Consider the following 19,065-nt stretch of genomic DNA (forward strand, 5'->3'; position numbering starts at 1 on the left):
TGCCCCGTGCCGCGCTGCCGGAGTCGTCCGGGTACGTCCCCTGCGAGGACGCTCCTCCGCCGTGCGAGCGCACGCAGCGGACGCCGGGGCCCCGCCCTGCGGGCGGAGCTGCCTTCGCAGCACGCCCTAGTCGCGGGCCGCGATCAGCTGTTGCGCGTGCTCCTGGAGGGAGCGGACGCCGACCCCGCCGAGGTTCAGCGCGTCGATGCCCTGGACGGCGGCGGCGAGCGCCTGGACGGTGGTCAGGCAGGGCACGCCGCGGGCGACGGCCGCGGTGCGGATCTCGTAGCCGTCGAGACGTCCGCCGGTACCGTACGGGGTGTTGACGATGAGGTCGACCTGGCCGTCGTGGATGAGCTGGACGATGGTCTTCTCACCGCCGGGGCCCTCGCCCTCGGACTGCTTGCGGACGACGGTGGCGTGGATGCCGTTGCGCCTGAGCACCTCGGCGGTGCCGGAGGTGGCGAGCAGTTCGAAGCCGTGCGCGACCAGCTCCCGGGCCGGGAAGATCATCGAGCGCTTGTCGCGGTTGGCGACGGAGATGAAGGCACGTCCCTTGGTGGGCAGCGGACCGTACGCCCCGGCCTGCGACTTGGCGTACGCCGTGCCGAAGGCGCTGTCGATGCCCATGACCTCGCCGGTGGAGCGCATCTCCGGGCCGAGGACCGTGTCGACGCCGCGCCCGTGGATGTCGCGGAAGCGGCTCCACGGCATCACGGCCTCCTTGACGGAGATCGGGGCGTCCAGCGGGAGGGTGCCCCCGTCGCCCCGGGCGGGCAGCAGGCCCTCCTCGCGCAGTTCCGCGATGGTGGCGCCCAGCGAGATCCGCGCGGCGGCCTTGGCCAGCGGCACGGCGGTCGCCTTGGAGGTGAACGGCACGGTGCGGGAGGCGCGCGGGTTGGCCTCGAGCACGTAGAGGATGTCGCCGGCCATCGCGAACTGGATGTTGATCAGTCCGCGCACCCCGACACCGTCGGCGATGGCCTCGGTCGACGCCCGCAGCCGTTTGACGTCGAAGCCGCCGAGGGTGATCGGGGGCAGGGCGCAGGCGGAGTCGCCGGAGTGGATGCCGGCCTCCTCGATGTGCTCCATCACTCCGCCGAGGTAGAGCTCGGAGCCGTCGTAGAGGGCGTCCACGTCGATCTCGATGGCGTCGTCGAGGAAGCGGTCGACCAGGACCGGCCGGTCGGGGCCGATCTCGGTGGACTCGCAGATGTACGCCTGGAGCCTGGCCTCGTCGTAGACGATCTCCATGCCGCGGCCGCCGAGCACATACGAGGGGCGCACCAGCACGGGGTAGCCGATCTCGTCGGCGATGGCCTTGGCCTCGGCGAAGGTGGTCGCGGTGCCGTGCTTGGGCGCCGGGAGCCCGGCGTCGGCGAGCACCCGGCCGAAGGCACCCCGGTCCTCGGCGGCGTGGATGGCCTCGGGGGGCGTGCCGACGATCGGGACGCCGTTGTCCTTCAGCGCCTGGGAGAGGCCCAGCGGGGTCTGGCCACCGAGTTGGACGACGACACCGGCCACCGGGCCGGCCTGCTGCTCGGCGTGCACGATCTCCAGGACGTCCTCGAGGGTGAGCGGCTCGAAGTACAGCCGGTCGGAGGTGTCGTAGTCGGTGGAGACCGTCTCGGGGTTGCAGTTGACCATGACGGTCTCGTAGCCGGCGTCGCTCAGCGCGAAGGACGCGTGGACGCAGGAGTAGTCGAACTCGATCCCCTGGCCGATGCGGTTCGGGCCGGAGCCCAGGATGATCACCGCGGGCTTCTCCCGAGGGGCGACCTCGGACTCCTCGTCGTAGGACGAGTAGAAGTACGGGGTCCTCGCGGCGAACTCGGCGGCGCAGGTGTCGACCGTCTTGTAGACCGGTCGGATGCCCAGGCTGTGGCGCACCTCGCGGACGACCTCCTCGCGCAGACCGCGGATTCCGGCGATCTGGGCGTCCGAGAAGCCGTGGCGCTTGGCCTCGGCCAGCAGATCGGGGTCGAGCTTCTCCGCGCCGGCCAGGTCGTCGGCGATCTCCTTGATCAGGAAGAGCTGGTCCACGAACCACGGGTCGATCCTCGACGCCTCGAAGACCTCCCGCCGGGTGGCTCCGGCGCGGATGGCCGCCATCACGGTGTTGATCCGTCCGTCGGTCGGCCGGCCCGCCTCGCGCAGCAGCCCGTCCTTGTCGCCGGGCTCGCCGGGCTCGCCGGTGAAGTCGAACTGGCTGCCCTTCTTCTCCAGCGAGCGCAGCGCCTTCTGCAGGGCCTCGGTGAAGTTGCGGCCGATGGCCATGGCCTCGCCCACGGACTTCATGGTCGTGGTGAGCGTACTGTCCGCGGAGGGGAACTTCTCGAAGGCGAAGCGCGGGGCCTTGACGACCACATAGTCGAGCGTCGGCTCGAAGGAGGCCGGCGTCTGCTCCGTGATGTCGTTGGGGATCTCGTCGAGGGTGTAGCCCACGGCGAGCCGTGCCGCGATCTTCGCGATCGGGAATCCGGTGGCCTTGGACGCCAGGGCGGAGGAGCGGGACACCCTCGGGTTCATCTCGATGACGATGACCCGGCCGTCCTCGGGGTCGACGGCGAACTGGATGTTGCAGCCGCCGGTGTCGACGCCCACCTCGCGGATGACGGCGATACCGATGTCGCGCAGGACCTGGTACTCGCGGTCGGTCAGCGTCATCGCGGGTGCGACCGTGATCGAGTCGCCGGTGTGCACGCCCATGGGGTCGACGTTCTCGATGGAGCAGACGACCACGACGTTGTCGTTCTTGTCGCGCATCAGCTCCAGCTCGTACTCCTTCCAGCCGAGGATGGACTCCTCCAGGAGCACCTCGGTGGTGGGCGACAGGGTCAGGCCCTGGCCCGCGATGCGCCGCAGCTCCTCCTCGTCGTGGGCGAAGCCGGAGCCGGCGCCGCCCATGGTGAAGGAGGGGCGGACGACCACGGGGTAGCCGCCGAGGGTCCCGACGCCCTGGAGGACGTCGTCCATGGAGTGGCAGATCACCGAGCGGGCCGACTCACCGTGGCCGATCTTGCGGTTGACGGCCGCGACGACCTCCTTGAACAGGTCGCGGTCCTCGCCCTTGTTGATCGCCTCGACGTTGGCGCCGATCAGCTCGACGCCGTACTTCTCCAGCGTCCCGGCCTCGTGGAGGGAGATCGCGGTGTTGAGCGCGGTCTGGCCGCCGAGGGTGGGCAGGAGCGCATCGGGGCGCTCCTTGGCGATGATCTTCTCGACGTACTCGGGGGTGATCGGCTCCACGTAGGTGGCGTCGGCGATCTCGGGATCGGTCATGATCGTCGCCGGGTTGGAGTTCACCAGGACGACCCGCAGGCCCTCGGACTTGAGGACCCGGCAGGCCTGGGTGCCGGAGTAGTCGAACTCGGCCGCCTGACCGATGACGATCGGGCCGGAGCCGATGACCAGGACGGACTGGATATCGGTGCGCTTAGGCACGCTGCCCCTCCATCAGGGAGACGAAACGGTCGAACAGGTACGCGGCGTCATGCGGGCCCGCGGCCGCCTCGGGGTGGTACTGGACGCTGAAGGCCGGCCGGTCGAGCAGCCGGAGGCCCTCCACCACGTCGTCGTTGAGGCAGACGTGGGAGACCTCGGCGCGGCCGTAGGGGGTGTCGCAGACCCGGTCGAGCGGGGCGTCCACGGCGAAGCCGTGGTTGTGCGCGGTGACCTCGACCTTGCCGGTCGTACGGTCCTGCACGGGCTGGTTGATGCCCCGGTGGCCGTACGTGAGCTTGTAGGTGCCGAAGCCCAGCGCCCGGCCCAGGATCTGGTTGCCGAAACAGATCCCGAACAGCGGCGTCCCGCGCTCCAGCACGCCGCGCATCACCGAGACTGCGTGGTCGGCGGTCGCCGGGTCACCGGGGCCGTTGGAGAAGAACACCCCGTCGGGACCGACCGCGTACACCTCGTCGACCGTCGCGGTGGCGGGCAGGACGTGCACCTCGATGCCGCGTTCGGCCATCCGGTGCGGGGTCATGCCCTTGATGCCGAGGTCGACCGCGGCGACGGTGAACCTCGCCTCGCCGACGGGTACCGCCGCACCGCCGGGCCCGATCGCGGGGACGACGTACGCCTCCTCCGTGGCCACCTCCGCCGCCAGGTCGGCGCCCTTCATCTCGGGCGCCTGGCGGACCTCGGCGAGCATCGTGCCCTCGTCGGGCAGCGCGTTGCCGGAGAAGATCCCGACGCGCATCGCGCCGCGCTCGCGCAGATGGCGGGTGAGGGCGCGGGTGTCGACACCGCTGATGCCGACGACCCCCTGGGCCGCGAGCTCCTCGTCGAGGGAGCGGCGGGAGCGCCAGTTGGAGGGGACCCGGGCGGGGTCGCGCACGACGTAGCCGGACACCCAGATGCGCCGGGACTCGGAATCCTCGTCGTTGACACCGGTGTTGCCGACGTGCGGGGCGGTCATCACCACGACCTGGCGGTGGTACGAGGGGTCGGTGAGGGTCTCCTGGTAGCCGGTCATCCCGGTGGAGAACACGGCCTCGCCGAAGGTCTGCCCCACGGCCCCGTAGGCACAGCCGCGGAAGGTCCGGCCGTCCTCCAGGACGAGTACGGCGGGAACGCGGGTTCCCCTGGTGGAGGTCGTCATCGTGCGGCGCCTTCCGTCATGTCGTTCTTGGTGATGGAGTCGACCGCCTCGACCCAGGCGGTGTGCTCGGCCGCCCGGTCGGAGCGGAAACCGGAGTCGATCATCCGGTCGCCGTGCTCCCAGGTGACGATCAGCAGACCGCCCTCGGCGAGGACCTTCCCGGCGATGCCCTTGTCGAGGCGGGCCCCGCGCAGGGCCCCGGCCGGGATGAAGAAGTCGGCTGCCCCGGGGCGTACGACGTCGATCCCGGCATCGGTGAGCGTCAGCTCGGCACGGCTGCGGCTGCCCAGGCCACGGGCGACGATCCGGTCGAGCCACTGCCCGGCGGTCGTGGAGCCGTGGTAGCGGCCGCTGAGCCGGAGCCCCGCCGCGGCGCCGCCGCTGCCGCCGCCGTGCGTACCGGCGGGTCGCGGGTCGCCTCCTGCGTCGGGGCGGGTGGGGAGTTCGGGCAGCCCGGACTGGAGTGCGCCCCGCCACTTCCAGCCCTGGCGCATCAGCCAGTAGACGAGGGCGATGAAGAGCAGGAGTCCGGCGACCCAGCCGAGCCGGGCGGCCCAGTCGGTCACCTCCGCCGACTGCCGCTCGGCCTCTTCGGCCGCCTGAATGATCAGTGGTGTCGTCACGCCAGCTTCCCGTCCATGAGCGTCGCGCGGCCCCGCAGGAACGTGTGGGTGACGCGCCCCGGCAGCTCGCGGCCCCCGTAGGGGGTGTTGCGGCTGCGGGAGGCGAAGCCCGCGGGGTCCACGGTTCCACGGTATGCCGGATCGAGCAGGGTGAGGTTGGCGGGCTCACCTGACGAGACGGGCCGCCCATGGCCCTCTGCGCGGCCGATCCGGGCCGGTGCGAAGGACATCCGGTCGGCGACGCCCTCCCAGGTCAGCAGCCCGGTGTCGACCATCGTGTGCTGGACGACGGACAGCGCGGTCTCCAGGCCGACCATGCCCATCGCGGCAGCGGCCCACTCGCAGTCCTTGTCCTCGTGCGGGTGCGGGGCGTGGTCGGTGGCGACGATGTCGATCGTGCCGTCGGCCAGGGCCTCGCGGAGCGCCGTCACGTCGCGCTCGGTGCGCAGCGGCGGGTTGACCTTGTAGACCGGGTCGTATGTGCGGACCAGTTCGTCGGTGAGCAGCAGATGGTGCGGCGTGACCTCGGCGGTGACGTCGATGCCGCGGGACTTGGCCCATCGGACGATCTCGACGGAGCCGGCGGTCGACAGATGGCAGATGTGGACGCGTGAGCCGACGTGCTCGGCAAGCAGCACGTCGCGGGCGATGATCGACTCCTCGGCGACGGCGGGCCAGCCGCCGAGACCCAGTTCTGCGGAGACGACGCCCTCGTTCATCTGGGCGCCCTCGGTGAGCCGGGGCTCCTGCGCATGCTGCGCGACGACGCCGCCGAACGCCTTCACATACTCCAGCGCCCGGCGCATGATCACGGCGTCGTCGACGCACTTGCCGTCGTCGGAGAAGACGGTGACGGCCGCGGCGGAGTCGTGCATGGCGCCGAGTTCGGCGAGCTTCCTGCCCTCCAGGCCGACGGTGACGGCGCCGATCGGCCGGACGTCGCAGTAGCCGTGCTCCCTGCCGAGCCGCCACACCTGCTCGACGACGCCGGCGGTGTCGGCCACGGGGAAGGTGTTGGCCATGGCGAACACGGCGGTGTAGCCGCCGCTCGCGGCCGCGCGGGTGCCGGTGAGGACGGTCTCGGAGTCCTCGCGGCCGGGCTCCCGCAGGTGGGTGTGCAGGTCGACCAGGCCGGGCAGCAGGATCCGGCCCGCGGCCTCGACGACGGTGGCGCCGCCGGCCTCGATTCCGGTACCGACCTCGACGACGGTCTCGCCGTCGATCAGTACGTCCCGCACCTCGCCGCCCAGCACCTTCGCGCCGCGGATCAGTGTCTTGCCGGTCTCGCTCATGGTCACTTCGTCTCCTCGGTACGAGCGTGGCTGACGGCGGGCTCGTTGCCGCCGAGAAGCAGATAGAGGACCGCCATGCGGGTGTGCACACCGCCTGCGACCTGTTCGACGGCGGTGCAGCGGGCGGAGTCGGCGACCTCTGCGGTGATCTCCATGCCGCGGACCATGGGGCCGGGGTGCATCACGATGGCGTGCTCGGGCATCTTCGCCATGCGGTCGCCGTCGAGGCCGTAGCGCCGTGCGTACTCGCGCTCGGTCGGGAAGAAGGCCGCGTTCATCCGCTCGCGCTGCACCCGCAGCATCATCACCGCATCGCTCTTGGGCAGCGCGGCGTCGAGGTCGTAGGAGACCTCGCAGGGCCAGTTCCCCACCCCGACCGGCAGCAGCGTGGGCGGCGCGACCAGGGTCACTTCGGCGCCGAGGGTGTGCAGCAGGTCCACGTTCGAGCGGGCCACGCGGCTGTGCAGGATGTCCCCGACGATCGTGACCCGCCGGCCCGCGAGGTCCCGGCCGAGTCCGGCGTCCCGCCCGACCAGGCGGCGGCGCAGGGTGAAGGCGTCGAGCAGCGACTGGGTCGGGTGCTGGTGGGTGCCGTCACCGGCGTTGACGACCGCGGCGTCGATCCAGCCGGAGGTGGCGAGCCGGTAGGGGGCGCCGGATGCGCCGTGCCGGATCACGACGGCGTCGACGCCCATCGCCTCCAGGGTCTGCGCGGTGTCCTTGAGCGACTCGCCCTTGGAGACGGACGAGCCCTTCGCGGCGAAGTTGATGACGTCCGCGGACAGCCGCTTCTCGGCGGCCTCGAAGGAGATGCGGGTCCTGGTCGAGTCCTCGAAGAAGAGGTTGACGACGGTCCGGCCGCGCAGGGCGGGCAGCTTCTTGATCGGCCGGTCGGCGACCCTGGCCATCTCCTCGGCGGTGTCGAGGATCAGGACGGCGTCGTCACGGGTGAGGTCGGCGGCCGAGATGAGGTGGCGCTTCATCTGGGTGTGCTCCGGGGTGTGGAGATGTGCGGGCATGCGGGCGCGCGAGCGCTGCCCGGGGGGCGGGCGGATCGGGGCCGTAGGGGGCCGGCTACCGCTCGCCGGTCCGGGCGGGCTCGGGCCGGCGGTCCTCGGCCGCGGGAGCGCCCGTCTCCCGCCGCTCGCCGAGCAGCACGGCGTCGCGGCCGTCCTCCTCCTCGAGCTGGACCCTGACCGTCTCCCGCAGCGACGTCGGGAGGTTCTTGCCGACGTAGTCGGCGCGGATGGGCAGCTCGCGGTGGCCGCGGTCGACGAGGACCGCGAGCTGGACGGCGCGCGGCCGGCCGATGTCGTTCAGCGCGTCCAGGGCCGCGCGGATGGTGCGCCCGGAGAAGAGCACGTCGTCCACGAGGACGACCAGGCGGCCGTCGATCCCATCGGCCGGGATGTCCGTGCGCGCGAGGGCGCGGGCGGGACGGAGCCGCAGGTCGTCGCGGTACATGGTGATGTCGAGCGAGCCGACGGGGATGCGGCGGCCGGTGATCCCAGCGAGCTTGGCGGCGAGCCGGTCGGCCAGGAAGACGCCGCGGGTCGGGATACCGAGGAGCACGACGCCGTCGGCGCCCTTGGCGCGCTCGACGATCTCATGGGCCATGCGGGTCAGCACCCGCGCGATGTCGGGGCCCTCGAGAACGGGGCGTGCGGCATCGGAAACGTCTGTGTCCATACGAAACGGACCTCCTTCTCCGCCTCACGGGACGGACCTTAAAGGACGTCGGATTGTGCGCGGTCCACGGTACCAGGGCCGTCGGGAGCCCTGGGACCACCCCTCTCGGGAGGGGCGTACGGACCGCTCGGCTTGACGCACCCAAGTAACGCTGCGTAACCTTCACAGTGAGTGACCAAACGCGCGGCCGAGCCGCACGTGACCAGCGTCCGGGGAGCTATATGTCCAGCGAATACGCAAAACAGCTCGGGGCCAAGCTCCGCGCCATCCGTACCCAGCAGGGGCTCTCGCTCCACGGGGTGGAGGAGAAGTCCCAGGGCCGCTGGAAGGCCGTCGTCGTCGGGTCCTACGAGCGCGGGGACCGCGCCGTGACCGTGCAGCGCCTCGCCGAACTGGCGGACTTCTACGGTGTACCGGTGCAGGAACTCCTTCCCGGCACCACGCCGGGCGGTGCGGCCGAGCCGCCGCCGAAACTCGTGCTCGACCTCGAGCGCCTCGCCCATGTCCCCGCCGAGAAGGCCGGGCCGCTGCAGCGCTACGCGGCGACCATCCAGAGCCAGCGCGGTGACTACAACGGCAAGGTGCTCTCGATCCGGCAGGACGACCTTCGCACGCTCGCCGTCATCTACGACCAGTCGCCGTCGGTGCTGACCGAACACCTGATCAGCTGGGGCGTGCTGGACGCGGACGCGCGCCGCGCCGTCGCCCATGAGGAGGGCTGAGGCCACACCACCGGCAGAAACGTTGCCGCCGGGCCGTGGGGGGTGCCTCCCGCGGCACGGCGGGGCGCCCCCGACGGGTCTTCCCCGCCGCGCGGGTCGTCACCACAGCCCGCGCGCCCGCCCGGAGCATGCCGGGGAACTCCCCGCGCGAGAGTCCTCGGGGCGCTTGGGGGACTCCCCCCACGGGCGCCTCCTCCCGCCGCGCGGAGTGCGCACCTCGGAAGGAGGCACGCGTTCCCCGGAGCGCCGTCCCGCCGGGCGGGACGGCGGGGCCCGTTCCCGGCCTGAGGACTCCTGGAGCCGTCGCGGCGGGGTCTTCTGCGGACGGCCGCGCCGGCACATCAGGGACACCGAAGGCCCGCAGCACCGGGGGCGGGTGCTGCGGGCCCACCGGGATCGCGCCCGGCTCGGCCGCGGCTACGCGCCGCGGAGGTTCGGCTTCAGGTCCTTGAAACGTCCCAGCAGGCCGTTCACGAAGGACGGCGAGTCGTCGGTGGAGAACTCCTTGGCCAGTTGTACCGCCTCGTCGATCACCACGGCGTCCGGGGTGCCGTCCACCCAGACCAGTTCGTAGGCGGCGAGCCGCACGATGTTGCGGTCCACCACGGGCATCCGGTCGAGCGTCCAGCCGACCGCGTGGGTGCCGATCAGCTCGTCGATCCGGTCCGCGTGCTCGGCGTAGCCCTCGACCAGCTCCATCGTGTACTCGCCGACCGGCGGCTGGCGGTCGTCGGACCGCGAGTGCCGGATCCAGTCCCCGAGGACCTCCTGCACGGAGGCACCGCGCTGATCGGCCTCGAAGAGGATCTGGAAAGCACGCTTGCGGGCCTTGTTGCGGGCGGCCACGGCTAGCTGTTCACCCGGCCGAGGTAGTCGCCGGAACGGGTGTCGACCTTGATCTTCTCACGCGTGGTGATGAAGAGCGGGACCTGGATGGTGTAGCCGGTCTCCAGGGTGGCGGGCTTGGTACCGCCCGTGGAGCGGTCGCCCTGCACGCCCGGCTCCGTCTCCTGGATGACGAGCTCGACGGCGGCCGGGAGTTCGACGTAGAGCACCTCGCCCTTGTGCTGGGCGACGGTGGCGGTGAAGCCCTCGACGAGGAAGTTCGCGGAGTCGCCGACAGCGTTGCGGGCGACGTGCAGCTGGTCGTATGTCTGCATGTCCATGAAGACGAAGTACTCGCCGTCCATGTACGAGAACTGCATGTCGCGGCGGTCGACGGTGGCCGTCTCGACCTTCACGCCGGCGTTGAAGGTCTTGTCGACGATCTTGCCGGAGAGCACGTTCTTGAGCTTGGTGCGCACGAAGGCCGGGCCCTTGCCGGGCTTGACGTGCTGGAACTCGACGACGGACCACAGCTGGTCGTTGTCGAGCTTGAGCACCATGCCGTTCTTGAGGTCGTTCGTGGTGGCCACGGTTGCGGAATCTCCTGGACTGACGCTGGTGGACGACCGGGGAGAAGCGAAGACGCGCGCTGCGAGCGGAGCTAGAGCGCGAGCAGCTCCTTGGTCGTGATGGTGAGTAGCTCGGGTCCGCCGTCCGCCTCCTGGCGTACGACGAGCGTGTCATCGATCCGGACTCCGCCCCGGCCCGGGAGGTGGACCCCCGGTTCGACGGTGACCGGCACACAAGCGTCCAGTTTACCCATGGCGGCAGGTGCCAGCTGCGGGTCCTCGTCGATTTCCAGTCCCACACCGTGACCGGTGAGCGGCGCGAGTCCCTCGCCGTAGCCCGCCGAGTCGAGGAGGTGGCGGGCCGCGCGGTCGACGTCCCGGTACCCGGCGCCGGGCAGCAGCGCCTCGCGGCCGGCCCGCTGAGCGGTGAAGACGAGGTCGTAGAGGTCGATCTGCCAGTCCGCGGGAGTGGTGCCGATGACGAAGGTGCGGCCGATCTCGCAGCGGTAGCCGCGGTAGTTGGCACCGAGGCAGACGGAGAGGAAGTCCCCTTCCTCGACACGCCGGTCCGAAGGCCGGTGGCGGCGGCGCCCGGCGTTCGGGCCGGTGGCGACGGAGGTGGGGAAGGCCGGGCCGTCGGCGCCGTGGTCGACGAGCCTGCGTTCGAGTTCGAGGGCCAGATGGCGCTCGGTGCGGCCGACGAGGATGGACTCCAGCAGTTCCCCGAGGGCCTGGTCGGTGATCTCGGCCGCGATCCGCAGGCAGGCGATCTCGTCCTCGTCCTTCACCATCCGCTGCTGTTCGACGGCGCCCCCCAGATCGGTCAGCCGCAGACCGGGGGCCACGGTGCGCAGCGTGCGGTGGCGGGCGACGGTGAGGTGGTTCTCCTCGACGGCGAGCGCGTCGGCGCCGGATCCCGAGGCGCTCTCCGCGGCGGCGACGGCGGGGTCGTCACCGTGGACCGGCACGACGGTCAGCCGCAGCTGCTCGTCGAGGCGCCCGTCGACGGGATCACCGTTGGGCGAGGTGGGGCACAGCAGTTCGTCGGCGGAGTCTCCCACCGGGCCGAGGAGCAGCACGGCACCCGGTGGAGCGCCGCCTGCGAGGTAGCGGACATTGGCCGGCCGGGAGATCAGGGCCGCGGCGCTCCCGGCCGCGACACAACGGTCGCGCAGCCGGCTGCGGCGGACGGCGAACACCTCGGACATGGGACGAGCCTAAGAGGGCTGAGCCGATCCGGCCGGTTGAAAGCGTCCGTGCGGGGTCCTCCCGGGGGTGCGCCGCCCCGGCAGCAAGCCGCCTCGGGTCGTTCCCCCGCCTCCGCGCCCCCGATCGCCGCCGGGGGGCCTGTGCGGGCCGCGGGGAGCCACCGGGGCCCGGAGAACCCGGTCCGGGTGGACCGGAGCGCTGCGCCCGGCGCGCGCCGCGCCCGCGTCATGCACTCGTGCGCCTACCAGGCCGGGGGGCTCTTCAGCGCACGCGCCAGCACATCGTCCAGAACCCGCGCGGTGCTCTCGACGTCGCACCGGGAGTTGTCGATGATCGGGAGTCCGGAGCCGTACCAGCCGGCCATGCGGCCGTGGATGCCTGCGACCTCCTCGTCCGAGAGCCGGCGGTTGCCGCTGCGCTCGGCGTTGCGTTCCAGGACGACCTCCAGACCGGGCAGAAGCACCACGGGCAGCAGCCCGGGCCCCACGTGGCGCTTCCACCCGCCGAGTCCGACGACGGGGCGGTCGGGGAAGACGGCGTCGTCGAGGATGCAGGAGATCCCGTTGGCCAGGAAGTTGCGGGCGGCGTAGCCGCAGGTGCGGCGGGCCAGCCGGTACTGGGTCTCCGACTGGTCGTTCCAGCCGCTCTGGGGGTCCGCGAAGCCGGAGCAGACCCATTCCCTGACGTCGTCGAGACTGATGTGGGCGGTGGGTGCGCGGCGGCGGCGCGCCCAGTGGCGGGCGACGGTGGTCTTGCCCGCTCCCGCCGGGCCGATCAGCAGGACGGCGAGCGTGGCGGTCCCGGTGCCGTTCCCGGCGGCTGCGGGCGCAGAAGGTGCCGGTACCGGCCCATCCGGCGGAAGGGGGACGTGTCCCGCGGTGTCCGCGGTGTCCGCGGAATGCGGGGGGTGCGGGGAATGCGGGGAATGCGGGGGGTGCGGCATCGGAGCCTGCCGCGGCACCGGCCAGCTCCGCCCCCGGCCGGGCGGCCCCTGCGCGGGAGGAGAACCGTGCGGGGGCGGAGGGCCGGGGTGCCGAGCCTGCCGCTCCCCTCCGGACGCCGGCCCGTACCCGGGGTCCGGGTGCCGTCCCGGCCCGTGGGGAGGCAGCGGGGCTCCCCCTGTGTGATGCATCCGGTGCCACTCCGTCTCGTACGAGTTCACGCTGGCCGGACGGGAGTCGGGCCGTCCGCACCGAACGGTACCCTCCCCGGCCGCTCGGTAGGGAGCAGCCGGGGAGGCCCCGAAGTACCCGGAGGGCGGGGGAGCCCGCGAGGCGCCCGGCAGGGATGGAACGGGGGTCAGCCGCGGAGTTCCTCGGCGAGCGCGCGCAGGGCCAGCCGGTAGGAGCCGATCCCGAAGCCGGCGACGGTACCCGAGGCGACCGGCGCGATCACCGATGTGTGCCGGAACTCCTCGCGGGCGTACGGGTTCGAGATGTGTACCTCGATGAGCGGGGCGGTCCGCTGGGCCGCCGCGTCGCGCATGCCGTACGAGTAGTGCGTGAACGCCCCGGGGTTGATCACGACCGGGATCGATCCGTCGGCGGCCTCGTGCAGCCAGCGGATCATCTCCCCCTCGTCGTTGGTCTCCCGGACGTCGGCCTCGAAGCCGAGTTCCCCGCCCAGCGTCCGGCAGGTGTCGACCAGCCCCGCGTAGCTGGTGGAACCGTAGACGTCCGGCTCCCGGGAGCCGAGGCGTCCGAGGTTCGGGCCGTTCAGGACGAGTACCCGGCGGCTCACGCGGACACCTCGCCGAACGCGGCGAGCAGGACGGCGGGGTCGGGACCCTCCAGCACGTTGGGCTTGGCCAGGCCGTCGAGGACGATGAAGCGCAGCAGGTCGCCGCGGGACTTCTTGTCGACCCTCATGGTCTCGAGCAGCCTGGGCCACTGGTCCCCGCGATAGCTGAGCGGCAGCCCGACCGACTCCAGCACGGCCCGGTGGCGGTCCGCCGTCGCATCGTCCAGCCGTCCCGCGAGACGGCCGAGTTCGGCCGCGAAGACCATGCCGACGGAGACGGCGGCGCCGTGCCGCCACTGGTAGCGCTCGTTCTTCTCGATGGCGTGCGCCAGCGTGTGCCCGTAGTTGAGGATCTCCCGGGGGCCGGACTCCTTGAGGTCGCTGGAGACGACGTCCGCCTTGACCCGGATCGAGCGCTCGACGAGCTCCGCCGTATGCGGCCCGGCAGGGGTGCGGGCCCCCTCCGGGTCGGCCTCGATCAACTCCAGGATGGCCGGATCCGCGATGAAGCCGGCCTTGATGATCTCGGCAAGACCGCTGACGTAGTCGTGCACGGGCAGGGAGTCCAGCGCACCGAGGTCGCAGATCACCCCGGCGGGCGGGTGGAAGGCGCCCACGAGGTTCTTGCCCTCGGCGGTGTTGATGCCGGTCTTGCCGCCCACGGCCGCGTCCACCATGGCGAGGACCGTGGTGGGCACGGCGATCCAGCGGACTCCGCGCAGCCAGCTCGCGGCGACGAACCCGGCGAGGTCGGTGGTGGCGCCGCCGCCGACGCCGACGATGGCGTCGGTGCGGGTGAAGCCGGTCTGGCCGAGGGCCTTCCAGCAGTACGCGGCAACCTCGGCGGTCTTGGCCTCCTCGGCGTTGGGCACCTGGATGGCGACGGCCTCGTACCCCTGCCCGGCCAGGTCCCGCCGGATCTCCTCGCCGGTCTCGGCGAGGGCCTCGGGGTGGACGACGGCGACGCGCTTGGCCCTGGGGCCGATCAGTCCCGGGAGTTCGCCCAGCAGACTGCGGCCGACGAGCACCTCGTACGGGTCGGAGCCCGCGGTGCCGCCGACCTGGATGCGGGTGACTGCCTGCTCGGTCATGCGTCCTTCCCTTCGAGTGCGTCGAGGACCGCCCGGGCGACCTCTTCTGGCGTGCGGCCGTCGGTGGCGACGACCACCCGGGCGGCTTCGGTGTAGAGGGGCCGGCGGGCCTCCATCAGCTCGCGCCACCGGCGGCGCGGGTTGACGGCCAGCAGCGGGCGGGCGGTGTTCAGCCCGACGCGGCGGACGGCCTCCTCGACGTCCATCGAGAGGTACGCGACCGGCAGCCCGGACAGCAGCTCGCGGGTCCCCCGGTCGAGGATCGCGCCGCCGCCGAGGGCGAGCACACCCGTGTGCTCGGCGACGGCGTTCCGGACGGCCGCGCGCTCCAGCTCGCGGAAGTGCGGTTCGCCGTCCTCGATGAAGATGTCCGAGATCTCCCGGCCCTCGGCCGCCACGATGTCCGCGTCCGTGTCCCGGTAGCCGGTGCCGAGCCGCTCGGCCAGCAGGGCGCCGACCGTGGACTTGCCGACGCCCATCGGCCCGATCAGCACGACCCTCGGCCCGCCCCGGGCCGGGTCGCCGGCCCCGGGGGAGTCCGCCGCGGACCGGGGGGGCGCGCTCTCCGGTGCGTCGCTCACCGGATGGCCAGGTTCTCGAGGTACGACCGCACGTTGCGGCGGGTCTCGGGGACGCTGTCACCGCCGAACTTCTCCGCGACGGCGTCCGCGAGCACCAGCGCCACCATCGCCTCGGCGACGATGCCGGCGGCCGGTACGGCGCACACGTCGGAGCGCTGGTGGTGTGCGGCGGCGGTCTCGCCGGTGCTGACATCGACGGTCATCAGCGCGCGCGGCACGGTCGCGATCGGCTTCATCGCCGCGCGCACCCGCAGCAGCTCGCCCGTGGTCAGACCGCCCTCGGTGCCACCGGAGCGGCCGGAGGAGCGGCGGATGCCGTCCTCGGTGCGGACGATCTCGTCATGGGCCCTGGAGCCGGGCACCCGGGCCAGCTCGAAGCCGTCGCCGACCTCGACGCCCTTGATCGCCTGGATGCCCATCAGCGCTGCGGCGAGCCGGGCGTCGAGGCGGCGGTCCCAGTGGACGTGCGAGCCGAGGCCGACCGGGACGCCGTAGGCGAGCACCTCGACGACTCCCCCGAGGGTGTCGCCGTCCTTGTGGGCCTGGTCGATCTCCGCGACCATCGCCTTCGACGCGTCGGCGTCGAGGCAGCGCACCGGGTCGGCGTCGAGCCGCTCGACGTCGGCCGGGGCCGGGTAGACCCCCTTCGGGGCCTTGGCGGCGGCGAGCTCGGTCACATGCGAGACGATCTCGATGCCCGCGGTCTCCCTGAGGTAGGAGCGGGCGACGGCGCCGAGGGCCACTCGGGCCGCGGTCTCCCTGGCGCTCGCCCGCTCCAGGATCGGGCGGGCCTCGTCGAAGCCGTACTTCTGCATTCCCGCGAGATCGGCGTGGCCCGGCCGGGGCCTGGTCAGCGGGGCGTTGCGGGCCAGTTCGCCGAGTTCGGCCGGGTCCACCGGGTCGGCGGCCATGACCCTGTCCCACTTGGGCCACTCGGTGTTGCCCACCATGATCGCGATCGGGGAGCCGAGGCTCAGTCCGTGGCGCACCCCGCCGAGGAAGGTGACCTCGTCGCGCTCGAACTTCATCCGCGCACCGCGTCCGTAGCCCAGGCGCCGCCGTGCCAGGTGGTCCGCCACCATCTCCGTGCTGACCGGGACGCCGGCGGGAAGACCCTCCAGCGTCGCCACCAGTGCGGGTCCGTGCGACTCCCCCGCGGTCAGCCAACGCAACCTGCTCAACGGTGCTCCTTCACGCTCGCGCCTTGGTCTGCGACGACGCGGCCTCGGGACACTCCTCCGACTGCCGGAGTCGCACCCGTCCTGTCATGGCCGGGAGCGGTGCGGCCCGGGCCGCCTCCCCCGATCCTCCCACGTCCGCGCGGTGGATCAGGCCAGTGGTCCGGCAGCCGGACGGCGGCGGGCGGTGGCGGGCAGACCGCGGCGGGCGATGGCGGCCGCCCGCCGGACGGTGGCGGGCCTGCGGTTCCGGGCCGGGTGGTCCGAGGGCGCGGCGTGGAACGGGGTCAGCGCCCGGCGAGGGCCTCTTCGCCGGCCGCGCGCATCGCGGCCAGCGGGGCCGGGGCGCGCCCGGTCATCAACTCGACCTGGAAGACGGCCTGGTGCACCAGAAGGTCGAGTCCGCCGACCACCAGGCCGCCCTGTCCGGCCCATGCCGCGGCCAGCGGAGTGGGCCAGGGGTCGTAGAGCACGTCGAAGAGGACGCCGGGGCGCTCAGGGACGTAGGGGACCAGGATGTCCGTCGCCCCCGCGGGGGTGGTGGAGACGACCAGGGGGGCGTCGAAGGCGTGCGCCGCCTCCGCCCAGTCGGCGGTGTGCACCTCCACACCGAGCCGTTCGCCCCAGCCCCGCATCTCCTCGGCACGGGCCCGGCTGCGGACATAGGCGGTGACGGGGCCGGTGCAGATCCGGCCGAGCGCGGCGAGTGCCGAGGAGGCGGTGGCCCCCGCACCCAGGACGGCGGCGTGGTCGACCTTGCCCACCCCACGCTCGTGCAGCGCGCCGACCATCCCGGGGATGTCGGTGTTCTCGCCGGTGCGCCGGCCGTCCTCGGCGATGACGACCGTGTTGACGGCCTCGACGGCTGCGGCGGTGTCGCTGATCCCGTCGAGCAGCGGGATGACCGCGCGCTTCAGCGGCATGGTCAGCGACAGGCCGGCCCAGCGGGCGTCCAGTCCCCGGAGGAAGCCCTCCAGGTCCGCTTCGGTCACCTCGAACCGGTCGTAGGACCAGCCCGTCAGGCCGAGGGCCGCGTAGGCGGCACGGTGGAGTGCCGGGGAGAGCGAGTGGGCGATGGGGGAACCCAGGACCGCGGCCCGGTGCCGGTCAGTCGCTGCCGCGTGTTCCATTGAACTTTTCCTTGAGCTTCTCGAAGTCCGCGTGCGTCCTGGCGTACTCGGTCTTCTCCTTGCCGTCCGTCGCCACGAAGTACAGCCAGCCGTCCGAGGTCGGGGTGATCGAGGCGTTCAGCGCCGTCAGATCGGGGTTGCCGATGGGGCCGGGCGGCAGCCCCTTCTGGGTGTAGGTGTTGTACGGGTCCTGGTTGCTGTTGATCTCGCGCTCACTGATGTCGATCTTACTCTGGCCCTTGAGGTAGTTGAAGGCCGAGTCGAACTGCAGGAGCTGGTTGGTCTCGGTATTGGTGGGCTTCAGACGGTTGTAGACGACCTCGGCCATCTTCCGGTAGTCGTCCTCGTGCTTGCCCTCGGCCTGCACCAGGCTGGCCACGGTGATCAGTTCCCAGGCGTTCTTCAGCTGGAGCTGCTTCGCCTTCGCCTCGAGGTCGATCTTCCCGTACTCCTGGTTGGCCCGGGCCACCATGGCCTTGAGGATGGTCTCCGGGCTGGAGCCCGGTGCGACCGGGTAGGTGGCCGGGTAGAGGAATCCTTCCAGCGGGTCCTTGACGTTCTCGTGGTTCTGCGCCCACACGGGGAGTCCGAGGTTCCCGGCCTCCTTGCGGGCGACGGACTTCGTCGTGCCGGGGTCGAGTTCGAGGCGCTTGTCGATCAGCTCGTAGATCGCCGCGTTGCGCGCGCCCTCGGCGATGCTGAGGGCGTTGCGGTTGTTCGGGTCGAGCAGCGCCTTGACGGCCTCCTCGGCCGACATCTCCTTCTTCAGGGTGTAGACGCCGTCCTGGATGCTGGTGCCGCGGGGATTGTCGTTCTGCGCGGAGACGAAGGCGTCGACGCTCTTGACCACTCCGGCCTTCTTGAGCGCGCTGCCGATGTCCGTGCCACTGGCCCCCAACGGGATCTCGACCTGCACGGTTCCGCTGCCGGGGCCGTCGAAGTCGGGCGCCTCACCGAACTGGCCCTGCCAGAACTGGTAGCCGACATAGACCGCGCCCCCGGCCCCACCGACCAGGACCAGGGCGACGAAGAGGCAGGCGAAGCCGTTGTGGCTCTTCTTCTTTTTCTTGGCCCCGCTGCGGCCGTCACCACGGCGCCGGGGCGCCCCTTCGGGCTCGTCGCGACGACCGCCGCTGCCGGCGCCGCGGTCGTCACCCGTGAAGAACGGGTGGTCCTCCTCCCGTCCGTCCGGGCCGTCGTCCGCCGGGGAAGACCGCTCCGGCCGGGGCCCCGGCTCGGTGCGCTGCCCCGGGGGCTGCGGCGGCGGATAGGCGTCGGCGGTGCCGTAGTGGTCGCCACCAGCGCTGTGCGGAACGGGCCCCGGATCGTACGGCAGCACGGGCTGCCCGCCCGCGTCCCAGGCCGGGTCGTACGGCTGGGCGCCGTCCTCCTGCGGGGTGTGCTGCCCGGTGCCGTACTGCCCCGCACCGTACTGCTGCTGCGGCCCGTACTGATCTTGCCCGTGCTGATCCTGGCGATCCTGACCGTACTGCTGCGGCCCGTACTGACCCTGGCCGTACTGCTGCGGCCCGTACTGGTCCTGGCCGTACTGGTCCTGGCCGTACTGGTCCTGGCCCTGCTGCTGCGCGTACTGATCCTGGCCGTAGTGCTGATGGCCGGTCTCGTCCCCGCCGCTCCCCTGGCGGGCCCGGTCCTGCGGCTGCTGCGGGTACTGCTGCTGAGGCCGGCCGCCGTAGGACGCGGGGGCGTCGCCGCCCTCCTGCCCTCTCCACCCCTGGTCCCCGTACAGGGGATCCTCGGGGTGCCACGGTTCGGAGCCGGGGCTCCGGCCATATCCAGTCATCGATCCCCT

The 19,065-nt window shown here is 72.1% G+C and carries 17 protein-coding genes; 1 reads left to right on the forward strand and 16 read right to left on the reverse strand.

The window, feature by feature from the left end; genetic code table 11:
• Window positions 1-126: 126 nt before the first annotated feature.
• The 6 genes from carB to pyrR form a co-directional block, all read right to left on the reverse strand.
• Window positions 127-3,444 (reverse strand): carbamoyl-phosphate synthase large subunit, encoded by a 3,318-nt coding sequence (gene carB, locus SCWH03_RS23070; RefSeq protein WP_173266216.1) that lies wholly within the window; start codon window positions 3,442-3,444, stop codon window positions 127-129.
• Entirely contained in the window at window positions 3,437-4,603 is a 1,167-nt protein-coding gene (gene carA / locus SCWH03_RS23075; protein WP_173266217.1) for a glutamine-hydrolyzing carbamoyl-phosphate synthase small subunit, read from the reverse strand. The genes carB and carA overlap by 8 nt, the downstream gene beginning before the upstream one ends.
• Window positions 4,600-5,226, reverse strand: a complete 627-nt coding sequence (locus tag SCWH03_RS23080) for a PH-like domain-containing protein (RefSeq protein ID WP_173266218.1) — start codon at window positions 5,224-5,226, stop codon at window positions 4,600-4,602. Before SCWH03_RS23080 ends, carA begins: the two co-directional genes overlap by 4 nt.
• Window positions 5,223-6,518: a dihydroorotase gene (locus SCWH03_RS23085; RefSeq protein WP_173266219.1), complete on the reverse strand. Its 1,296-nt coding sequence runs from the start codon at window positions 6,516-6,518 to the stop codon at window positions 5,223-5,225. Before SCWH03_RS23085 ends, SCWH03_RS23080 begins: the two co-directional genes overlap by 4 nt.
• Before the next feature lie 2 nt (window positions 6,519-6,520).
• Entirely contained in the window at window positions 6,521-7,501 is a 981-nt protein-coding gene (locus tag SCWH03_RS23090) for an aspartate carbamoyltransferase catalytic subunit (RefSeq protein WP_173266279.1), read from the reverse strand.
• A gap of 91 nt (window positions 7,502-7,592) precedes the next feature.
• Window positions 7,593-8,207, reverse strand: a complete 615-nt coding sequence (gene pyrR, locus SCWH03_RS23095; protein ID WP_173266220.1) for a bifunctional pyr operon transcriptional regulator/uracil phosphoribosyltransferase PyrR — start codon at window positions 8,205-8,207, stop codon at window positions 7,593-7,595.
• A gap of 221 nt (window positions 8,208-8,428) precedes the next feature.
• Between pyrR and bldD the strand changes: the two genes are divergently transcribed.
• A complete protein-coding gene (gene bldD / locus SCWH03_RS23100; protein WP_173266221.1) occupies window positions 8,429-8,929 on the forward strand; it encodes a transcriptional regulator BldD in 501 nt (166 codons plus the stop codon).
• 417 nt (window positions 8,930-9,346) lie between these two features.
• Here the strand turns inward: bldD and nusB are convergent, their stop codons facing one another.
• The 10 genes from nusB to mltG form a co-directional block, all read right to left on the reverse strand.
• On the reverse strand, window positions 9,347-9,775 hold the full coding sequence (gene nusB, locus SCWH03_RS23105; RefSeq protein WP_173266222.1) for a transcription antitermination factor NusB: 429 nt from the start codon (window positions 9,773-9,775) through the stop codon (window positions 9,347-9,349).
• Between the two features lie 2 nt (window positions 9,776-9,777).
• Window positions 9,778-10,344: an elongation factor P gene (gene efp / locus SCWH03_RS23110; protein WP_173266223.1), complete on the reverse strand. Its 567-nt coding sequence runs from the start codon at window positions 10,342-10,344 to the stop codon at window positions 9,778-9,780.
• A gap of 71 nt (window positions 10,345-10,415) precedes the next feature.
• A complete protein-coding gene (locus tag SCWH03_RS23115; RefSeq protein WP_173266224.1) occupies window positions 10,416-11,531 on the reverse strand; it encodes an aminopeptidase P family protein in 1,116 nt (371 codons plus the stop codon).
• Between the two features lie 242 nt (window positions 11,532-11,773).
• A complete protein-coding gene (locus tag SCWH03_RS23120; protein ID WP_173266225.1) occupies window positions 11,774-12,664 on the reverse strand; it encodes an AAA family ATPase in 891 nt (296 codons plus the stop codon).
• Between the two features lie 167 nt (window positions 12,665-12,831).
• A complete protein-coding gene (aroQ, locus tag SCWH03_RS23125) occupies window positions 12,832-13,272 on the reverse strand; it encodes a type II 3-dehydroquinate dehydratase (RefSeq protein ID WP_173266226.1) in 441 nt (146 codons plus the stop codon).
• On the reverse strand, window positions 13,269-14,363 hold the full coding sequence (aroB, locus tag SCWH03_RS23130) for a 3-dehydroquinate synthase (RefSeq protein WP_173266227.1): 1,095 nt from the start codon (window positions 14,361-14,363) through the stop codon (window positions 13,269-13,271). Before aroB ends, aroQ begins: the two co-directional genes overlap by 4 nt.
• Window positions 14,360-14,944 carry a shikimate kinase gene (locus SCWH03_RS23135; protein ID WP_254076967.1) on the reverse strand — a complete coding sequence of 195 codons (585 nt, stop codon included), beginning with the start codon at window positions 14,942-14,944 and terminating at the stop codon, window positions 14,360-14,362. Before SCWH03_RS23135 ends, aroB begins: the two co-directional genes overlap by 4 nt.
• Window positions 14,941-16,125 carry a chorismate synthase gene (aroC, locus tag SCWH03_RS23140; RefSeq protein WP_272491115.1) on the reverse strand — a complete coding sequence of 395 codons (1,185 nt, stop codon included), beginning with the start codon at window positions 16,123-16,125 and terminating at the stop codon, window positions 14,941-14,943. The genes SCWH03_RS23135 and aroC overlap by 4 nt, the downstream gene beginning before the upstream one ends.
• 284 nt (window positions 16,126-16,409) lie before the next feature.
• Window positions 16,410-17,252 (reverse strand): shikimate dehydrogenase, encoded by an 843-nt coding sequence (locus tag SCWH03_RS23145; RefSeq protein WP_173266228.1) that lies wholly within the window; start codon window positions 17,250-17,252, stop codon window positions 16,410-16,412.
• Entirely contained in the window at window positions 17,230-19,056 is a 1,827-nt protein-coding gene (mltG, locus tag SCWH03_RS23150; RefSeq protein ID WP_173266229.1) for an endolytic transglycosylase MltG, read from the reverse strand. Before mltG ends, SCWH03_RS23145 begins: the two co-directional genes overlap by 23 nt.
• Window positions 19,057-19,065: the final 9 nt, after the last annotated feature.

It is taken from the genome of Streptomyces pacificus, assembly GCF_011766325.1.
GTDB classification, from domain to species: Bacteria; Actinomycetota; Actinomycetes; order Streptomycetales; family Streptomycetaceae; genus Streptomyces; species Streptomyces pacificus.